This window comes from Acinetobacter sp. YH16051 (assembly GCF_013417135.1).
GTDB lineage: Bacteria > Pseudomonadota > Gammaproteobacteria > Pseudomonadales > Moraxellaceae > Acinetobacter > Acinetobacter towneri.
On sequence record NZ_VPEN01000036.1, the window covers coordinates 1 to 6,843 of the forward strand.

Annotated in this window: 9 protein-coding genes; 4 read left to right on the forward strand and 5 right to left on the reverse strand. The window is 38.4% G+C overall.

Annotation, left to right across the window (positions count from 1 at the left end):
* The first annotated feature begins 79 nt into the window (after positions 1–79).
* Together FTV41_RS13320 and FTV41_RS13325 are read left to right on the forward strand one after the other, a co-directional pair.
* Positions 80–757 (forward strand): tetratricopeptide repeat protein, encoded by a 678-nt coding sequence (locus FTV41_RS13320; protein WP_179991687.1) that lies wholly within the window; start codon positions 80–82, stop codon positions 755–757.
* 112 nt (positions 758–869) lie between these two features.
* Positions 870–1,205 (forward strand): hypothetical protein, encoded by a 336-nt coding sequence (locus tag FTV41_RS13325; RefSeq protein WP_179991688.1) that lies wholly within the window; start codon positions 870–872, stop codon positions 1,203–1,205.
* Positions 1,206–1,302: 97 nt separating this feature from the next.
* Here FTV41_RS13325 and FTV41_RS13330 read toward each other — a convergent pair whose 3' ends face one another.
* The 4 genes from FTV41_RS13330 to FTV41_RS13345 all read right to left on the reverse strand — a co-directional run bounded on the left by FTV41_RS13330 (position 1,303) and on the right by FTV41_RS13345 (position 4,158).
* Positions 1,303–1,728: a DUF805 domain-containing protein gene (locus FTV41_RS13330; protein WP_179991689.1), complete on the reverse strand. Its 426-nt coding sequence runs from the start codon at positions 1,726–1,728 to the stop codon at positions 1,303–1,305.
* Between the two features lie 252 nt (positions 1,729–1,980).
* A complete protein-coding gene (locus tag FTV41_RS13335; RefSeq protein ID WP_179991690.1) occupies positions 1,981–2,394 on the reverse strand; it encodes a hypothetical protein in 414 nt (137 codons plus the stop codon).
* 9 nt (positions 2,395–2,403) lie between these two features.
* On the reverse strand, positions 2,404–3,093 hold the full coding sequence (locus FTV41_RS13340) for a replication initiation protein (protein WP_179995751.1): 690 nt from the start codon (positions 3,091–3,093) through the stop codon (positions 2,404–2,406).
* A gap of 609 nt (positions 3,094–3,702) precedes the next feature.
* Positions 3,703–4,158 (reverse strand): conjugal transfer protein TraD, encoded by a 456-nt coding sequence (locus tag FTV41_RS13345; protein WP_179991683.1) that lies wholly within the window; start codon positions 4,156–4,158, stop codon positions 3,703–3,705.
* 164 nt (positions 4,159–4,322) lie between these two features.
* Here FTV41_RS13345 and FTV41_RS13350 point away from each other — a divergent pair, with 164 nt between their 5' ends.
* Positions 4,323–5,432 carry a MobA/MobL family protein gene (locus FTV41_RS13350; RefSeq protein ID WP_179991684.1) on the forward strand — a complete coding sequence of 370 codons (1,110 nt, stop codon included), beginning with the start codon at positions 4,323–4,325 and terminating at the stop codon, positions 5,430–5,432.
* A 12-nt stretch (positions 5,433–5,444) separates the two neighbouring features.
* Positions 5,445–6,029, forward strand: coding sequence for a tRNA modification GTPase (locus FTV41_RS13355; RefSeq protein WP_179991685.1), 585 nt, complete (start codon positions 5,445–5,447; stop codon positions 6,027–6,029).
* A 175-nt stretch (positions 6,030–6,204) separates the two neighbouring features.
* Here the strand turns inward: FTV41_RS13355 and FTV41_RS13360 are convergent, their stop codons facing one another.
* Positions 6,205–6,573 carry a hypothetical protein gene (locus FTV41_RS13360; protein ID WP_179991686.1) on the reverse strand — a complete coding sequence of 123 codons (369 nt, stop codon included), beginning with the start codon at positions 6,571–6,573 and terminating at the stop codon, positions 6,205–6,207.
* Between the last annotated feature and the right edge of the window lie 270 nt (positions 6,574–6,843).

Consider the following 6,843-nt stretch of genomic DNA (forward strand, 5'->3'; position numbering starts at 1 on the left):
GAATTTTCTGGGGTTTCTGGCGTAAAACCCTTAATAATATTATTCCATAGTTATTTCTGTTTTCATATATGGGGTTTTAATGAAGTTATTGTTTTTATTGTTCTTTTTATTTCCATTATCCGTTTTAGCTAGTGATTGTGGGATTAAAGATTTTTCTTTATGTCAGTCTGCTGAGAATGGCGATAGTTTAGCTCAAATGAAAATTGCTGATATGTATTCAGAGGGGGATGGTGTAAAGCAAGATAAGCACATCGCTTTTGAATGGTATCAAAAGGCTGCAAATCAAGGTAATGTAGAAGCTCAGAGTATTTTAGGTTCATTGTATCTTTATGGTACAGGCGTTAATTCTAGTAAACCAATGGCATTGAAGTTTTACAAAATGGCAGCTGATCAGGGTGACATAATAGCTATCATTTCATTAGGTCAAATGTATTTGGTTGGATATGGTGTGAAAAAAGATGAGGTTATGGCTTTCAATTTTTATCAAAAAGCAGCTGAACTAGGCGATGTTTCATCACAAGCAATATTATGTGGTTTTTATCGTAAAGGTATAGGAACTGATCAAAATGATGATTTAGCCTTTGAATGGTGCAAAAAAGCCGCAAATAAAGGAAGTGAATCTGCTCAATACGCTCTTGGTAATATGTATTTGAACGGAGTTGGTGTAAAGCAAGATATTTCTGAGAGTCAATTATGGTTCAAGGAATCTTGTGATAATGGTTTTGATTTTGCCTGTTCTAAAGTAGACAAAAAATAATGCCCCAATGATGTGCTAACAAAATTTTCAAATTAATTATTAGAATGTAATAATTAATTGTATTTGTTATAATGATATAGTAATTGTAAGTTTAATATACAACGAGAATAATATGAAGAAAAAAGTAATTAGATTAGTAAGTCAGATAGATGTGAATGAAACCAAAAGTAGTTTAATTTATGAGCAGAAAATGTCATTAATTTACTTTCTTTTTGGTGGATGGTTTTCTTTTTTCTTCATGAAAAAAAAAGGAAATAGAACTGTTTGTTTTTTGCGTGATATCAATTCTATTGATATTTCATCAACAGTAATGACTGGTAATTTAATTACGGTTAATACAAATGATATTCGTTATGTCCTGGAAGTCAGGAATAAAAAGACATGGGTTGATATTTGCAAAACCCTTCCATCCATACTCCCTAACATTATAATTAATGAAAAAAAATAATTCCATTTAAATTATTACAATTCAAACCGGTGAATAAACATAATAAAATTTACCGGTTTGAAATATGACAAAATTATCTGACGTTTGAATTGCTGTTTTATTGTTTTTTGATTACTTTGTTGTTACCAAATCGGTTTTGACCAATATCACCTTTATAAAATATCATTAAGATTGCGAGTGCTAAATAGGAAAGTATTCCTAGCATTCCTATTACTAATCCTATCGTTCCGAATAAATTACCGCCTATATAGGTGAATGATAATGCAATTATAAAAAATAAATATGGCGTAATGAGAAACCATCCAGAGTAATTTACATCATGTAATCTACGGATAGATACGGTTATTTCTGGAATAAAAATTATTAAATAAAATATTGATGCAATCAATGTAAATCTTTCAATAATTAATAGCAGTATAGGGTTAATTATTATAAATGCGATGTATTCCTGACGAGAAGATCGGTCTTTGAAATTAAAATAATTACGGAAACAATTAAAATAACTATTAAAGAATGAACTCATAAAGTCTTTATCCAATTTGATGATGGTTTTCAGTATGATAATTTTTGCTATTTGATTTTTTAAAAATCTGGTCAATGACTATAATTTAACATAAAGGTGCTTAAGCGTAACGCCATTTAGGCACTCAACCTAAAATTCCCCTCAACCGCTCAAAACTCCCTATCTTCTCCCCGTAAAAAGCCCCATTTTTGTGTTAGTGATTTGTTATCAAAACGGCGGTTTGGGTTTCGCGGTAAAAATGACGTCAACCGGCTATTTTTTCCAGAATTGCCACGGTTTTTTTGTTGGTACTGGTATAACAGGTTCGGGTGTTGTCGGCAGCTTGGATTCGATTAATAGCATTGCTTGTTTTAGGCTGTCTATATGTGACTGTTGAGCTGTAACGAGTTGTCTCAGGTGTTCAACTTCCTGTTCTAGTTGCTTTGTTTTATTGGTTTCACTTGTTCCGTTAGGTGTTGCATGTTGTTCATTTATTACAGTGTCACTCTGTTCATGATGAACAGACTTGAATGCGCCAAAAACTCGTAAAAGCTCTGATGTATCTATCTTTTTTATTCCATTCTCATCTGTACATATGGACAATTTTCCGTTTGATATGTAACGGTGAACAGTTGTTCTACTTTTTTTCGTTAATCGTGAAGCTTCACTGATCGATACCAGAGCCATTATTCATCCTCAAATTGATATTTTTATTTGATTATCTTGTGTAAATTGAAAATGTAGCGCGTTAGCTGTTCGACCTTTTTTTACAATATCAACCGTTACCATTAGGTCACTCTTATCATTTAATTCCTTTATGGCGGGTTTTATTACAAACTTATTAAGCTCTGAGAATTTTGAATATTTGTTATCTATTCCCATCATTGAGCGGAAATCATCAACATTGATTAGTCTATCTCCAGTGGCTTTAAATTGCATTAATAGCTCATAAATCCTAATGCTATATGTTCTTTTAAGAGCTGACACATTTTTAACTGCAATACTGGTGAATTGTCCTTTTAACTGAGTTAGGTATGGCATTATTGAGTCAGAAAAAGTTAACTCTATTCGACCTTCCCCTCCAAAATATTTTGCTTTTTGTTGAATCCATCGGATCTCTTCTTTTTTATTTTTCCAATGTATCTGTATCCATCTTTCCGCTAATTTATCTACTGCATCTTGTAAATGTCTCTCTGCATTACCTGTACCCATATTAGGAAAAGCTAGATAAAACTCTTCGGCTGTTAACTCAAAGGTTTTCTCAGGGGACTCATCTTTGGGATTCAACTTACCAATACACATTAATAAAACCCGCTGTTCCTGCAAAGTTAGTTTATAACTAGCTTCAATTAGAGCATTTGATTTGTAGGCTACTAGGTTATTCATCAAAGACCTCCTAATGGTGTTAAATAAATATACACCACTAATACCATTAATGGTATGTTTTATTTTAACACCATCAATGCGTGTGGATATTACCGTAAAAAGCACCATCTATTACCGTAAAAAGCACCATCTATTACCGTAAAAAGCACCATCTATTACCGTAAAAAGCACCATCTATGTTGTTGTAAGTTATTGATTACAGCGAGTTTTTTTTACCCGAAAACAAGATAAAAAACAAAAAAACAAGTTAAAAAGGGAAATGCCTGTGAATAACTCAACCAAAGTTGTCAGATACATCACGCTTCGTAATATTTAAAAGGATGTCGCAAACAACGTTTGCTCCTTTTCAGACAAACCTAAAACACCTCAGTAGCTCCCTCGCTTTGCTCGGGCAACTCGTTGAACATTTCTTTTGTCTACGACCATCCAGCCACTGCGCCGCTGTTTTTTCCGTGTCATTGGGTTCGCTTCGCTCACGGCTCAATCAGGAAGGAGCTGTCTGAGCTTCTGAGCCACGTTTTCAGTATTGGGTGATAAATTCCATTATCGAGCCAATAAAACCTCACCACGGACTTCCTGTGGCGTTTTAGAGGGTATTAACACCCTGTTCTAATCTTCCTTTTTTTGATTGAGTAATGCTTGCCCCTTAAATTTCCATTCTTCCCATTTGGGATTGTCACGGGATAATTCATGCAAGCTGACTAATGCCCCCAGTAGTTTTGCGGGGTCATCTACCGGTTTACCCGTTTGACTGTCCACTAACCCTGCCATAATGAGTAATCCCGCCGATTGATAAAGGGCATGGTCACGCGCTTTACGGGCCGCTTTGGCTTCTGCACGCTTCTCTGCTTGAATAAGATTCATCACCTTTGTGCGGGCTTCCTGTGCTTTTTCTGCTGCCCGCTCTGCCTGAATTAACAATGAGAGCGTTTTTATTTCTTGGGCGGTTTTATCCGCTTTATCGTGCAAAATCACCAATAAGCGTTGTGCCTCATTCGGTGATTTTAAACCACGGATAGTTTGCACTCTGTCTGCCACCCATTTAGCCTGTTTTTCGTTTTTCATCTTTACCACTCATGCAGCTTTTAGAATGAAATAATTATGCTCATGATTGGCAACTCAGGTCAAATTCCACTACAATCCCTATCATCTTTTTATTGATAGGGCGCACTTAGACGTTTCTTCACTTCATTCAGAAACGGTGCGCGCTTGCAGCGGGCGAAAACAGCATGGCATCTTATCATCTCAGCGTTAAAACCGGCGGGAAAGGCAAAGCCACTTCCCATGCCGATTATATTGCGCGTGAGGGAAAATATGCCCGTGAAAAAGACAACGACCTTGAGCATCAAGAGTCCGGCAATATGCCCGCATGGGCAGCGCATAAACCGTCCGAGTTTTGGAAAGCCGCGGACACGTTTGAACGTGCCAACGGCTGTACCTACCGCGAAATTGAAATTGCCCTGCCGCGTGAATTGACACCCGCACAACGCCTTGAGCTTGTTCGTGATTTTATTCAACAGGAAATTGGCGACCGGCACGCCTATCAATTTGCCATTCATAACCCCAGAGCGGCGATTGAAGGCGGTGAACAACCGCATGCGCATATTATGTTCTCTGAACGGCTTAATGACGGTATCGAGCGTGACCCGCAGTTGTATTTTAAACGGGCTAACACGAAAAACCCTGAACGGGGCGGCGCAAAAAAATCTCGTTTTGGCGAAACGCCGACCGAACGCAAGGCATACCTTATCGCCCAGCGAGAACGCTGGGCTGACTTACAGAATAAGTATCTTGAACGGTATCAGCACGCTGACCGCGTTGATGCGCGTTCCCTGAAAGCACAGGGGATTGAGCGTGAGCCGGAGCGACATTTTGGCGCAGGACAGGTCAGGCAGTTTAATACAGCGCAGTTACACGCCCTGATGGAGCGCAGAGAAGCGGAGCGACAGGCTCAGCACTGTCGTGATGAATGTAACTGCGTCATTGATGTCACGACGACATTACGGGAAGCCCTCGCAGAGCGCGATAACGTCACTGAAACACCTAAATGCGAGGTGATGCAAAATGCGACTCAGGGCAGAACGTTTGATTTTGAAAAAGAGTCTGACAAGCTGAACGCACTGGTCAATGATGCCTTGAGTGAGATACAAGACGAGATTGACCTTCAATCCTTGATTAATGACTCGATGGCAGAGTTTCAGAATATTCATCAGGAACTGGTTAAGCAGCAGGAACGCGAGTATTGGGCTGAGCAGCGGCGTCAGCAGGAAAATGAACGACAGCGCCTCGCTGAGCAGAAGCGACAGAAACCGGATGACGGCTGGTCATTTTCACGATAGAGAGAATTTTGTATGAGTGATGAGATTAAAAAAATTGCGGCGCTGATTGGGCATCAGCAAGCGCAGGAAAAGCGTGTGGCGGCGTTGATTGATGAATTTCAGGCAGAATCCGCCAAATTAAGCCGCCAAACAGCACAATTGGCTCAGGTGATCCATGAATTGGACAGTGCCTCCGGTAAGATGACCGACACGATCAGGCAATCGGTGAATGCAGCCTTAACTCAGGTTGAAAAAGAACTCAAACAAACGGGATTGGCGCAGCAGAAACCCGCCGTCAATGCGCTGAATCAGGTGGTTACAGCAGCTAATGAATCCGTGAGTGCAATGCGACGTGAAATGTCACGTTATACGTGGAAATCCGCGATTTATATCGCCCTGACAATGGTTGCTGTTATGGGGGGCTGTCTCTGGGGGATGTTTTATTTTATCGACAGTGGTTATGACCGAATTGCAAAAATGCAGCGCATGGAAGCGGTCTGGCAAAAAAAAGCCCCGCTGGCTGATATCTCCACGTGTGACGGAAAACCTTGTGTGAAAGTGGATACAAGGCAGTCATATGGTGATAAAAAAGACACCTATCTGATTATCAAACAATAAAAAAACGGCGCTGAATACGCCGTTTTCCCGTGCAAGTCGTCAAAGTAGCGAGGGGGTTTTGAGCGGTTCGCCCTCATTCAACCTATTCATCTGCTAATGAGCCGGAAGGTTGAAAGATCTTTCAGTTTTTACTGATTAAATATGAGCATATTTAATCCAGCAAGTACTTACCATACTACCCTGGAGACTCACCTTTTAAATATCTATTTAATAAGTAACTAAGAGGCCAACCCTCAGAATCATTCAGTAACAGGCACTTAGATATCATTTCAAAATCATCTGATATATAAGCGGAAACATCACTATCTCCACAAACTTTAAATGATAACTTAAATGAAGCTTCTCTTATCCTATTTATTATTTCGATGCAATCGTCAGGAAAACATATATTTTTTATTTTATTAAAACTATTTAGCCACTGTTTTTCAAACTCATCGCCATCTCTTTTATCTAATGCGTCATCAATATTTATATGTAATAAAAAATCAAAAAATTTAGGTTCGTTAATTATCATTAACAATTCATTTAAGTTATCATTAGACATTACATTAACCCTTGCTTAGTTAGCCATTCTTCAATTAAATTAACCGCTTTTACTGGTGTTACATCTGTTCCTAAAGTATGTGTTCCATTCGGAGATTTCACATCAACCCGAATATCATCCAACTTAGATGGTCTTTAGTTACGGAATTTTCTGGGGTTTCTGGCGTAAAACCCTTAATAATATTATTCCATAGTTATTTCTGTTTTCATATATGGGGTTTTAATGAAGTTATTGTTTTTATTGTTCTTTTTATTTCCATTATCCGTTTTA

Bases quoted from the DNA above. Each gene is read 5' to 3' on its own strand.
- FTV41_RS13340 (WP_179995751.1), bottom strand. From the start codon at position 3,093: ATGAATAACCTAGTAGCCTACAAATCAAATGCTCTAATTGAAGCTAGT.
- FTV41_RS13330 (WP_179991689.1), bottom strand. From the start codon at position 1,728: ATGAGTTCATTCTTTAATAGTTATTTTAATTGTTTCCGTAATTATTTT.
- FTV41_RS13335 (WP_179991690.1), bottom strand. From the start codon at position 2,394: ATGGCTCTGGTATCGATCAGTGAAGCTTCACGATTAACGAAAAAAAGT.
- FTV41_RS13355 (WP_179991685.1), top strand. From the start codon at position 5,445: ATGAGTGATGAGATTAAAAAAATTGCGGCGCTGATTGGGCATCAGCAA.
- FTV41_RS13350 (WP_179991684.1), top strand. From the start codon at position 4,323: ATGGCATCTTATCATCTCAGCGTTAAAACCGGCGGGAAAGGCAAAGCC.
- FTV41_RS13345 (WP_179991683.1), bottom strand. From the start codon at position 4,158: ATGAAAAACGAAAAACAGGCTAAATGGGTGGCAGACAGAGTGCAAACT.
- FTV41_RS13325 (WP_179991688.1), top strand. From the start codon at position 870: ATGAAGAAAAAAGTAATTAGATTAGTAAGTCAGATAGATGTGAATGAA.
- FTV41_RS13320 (WP_179991687.1), top strand. From the start codon at position 80: ATGAAGTTATTGTTTTTATTGTTCTTTTTATTTCCATTATCCGTTTTA.
- FTV41_RS13360 (WP_179991686.1), bottom strand. From the start codon at position 6,573: ATGTCTAATGATAACTTAAATGAATTGTTAATGATAATTAACGAACCT.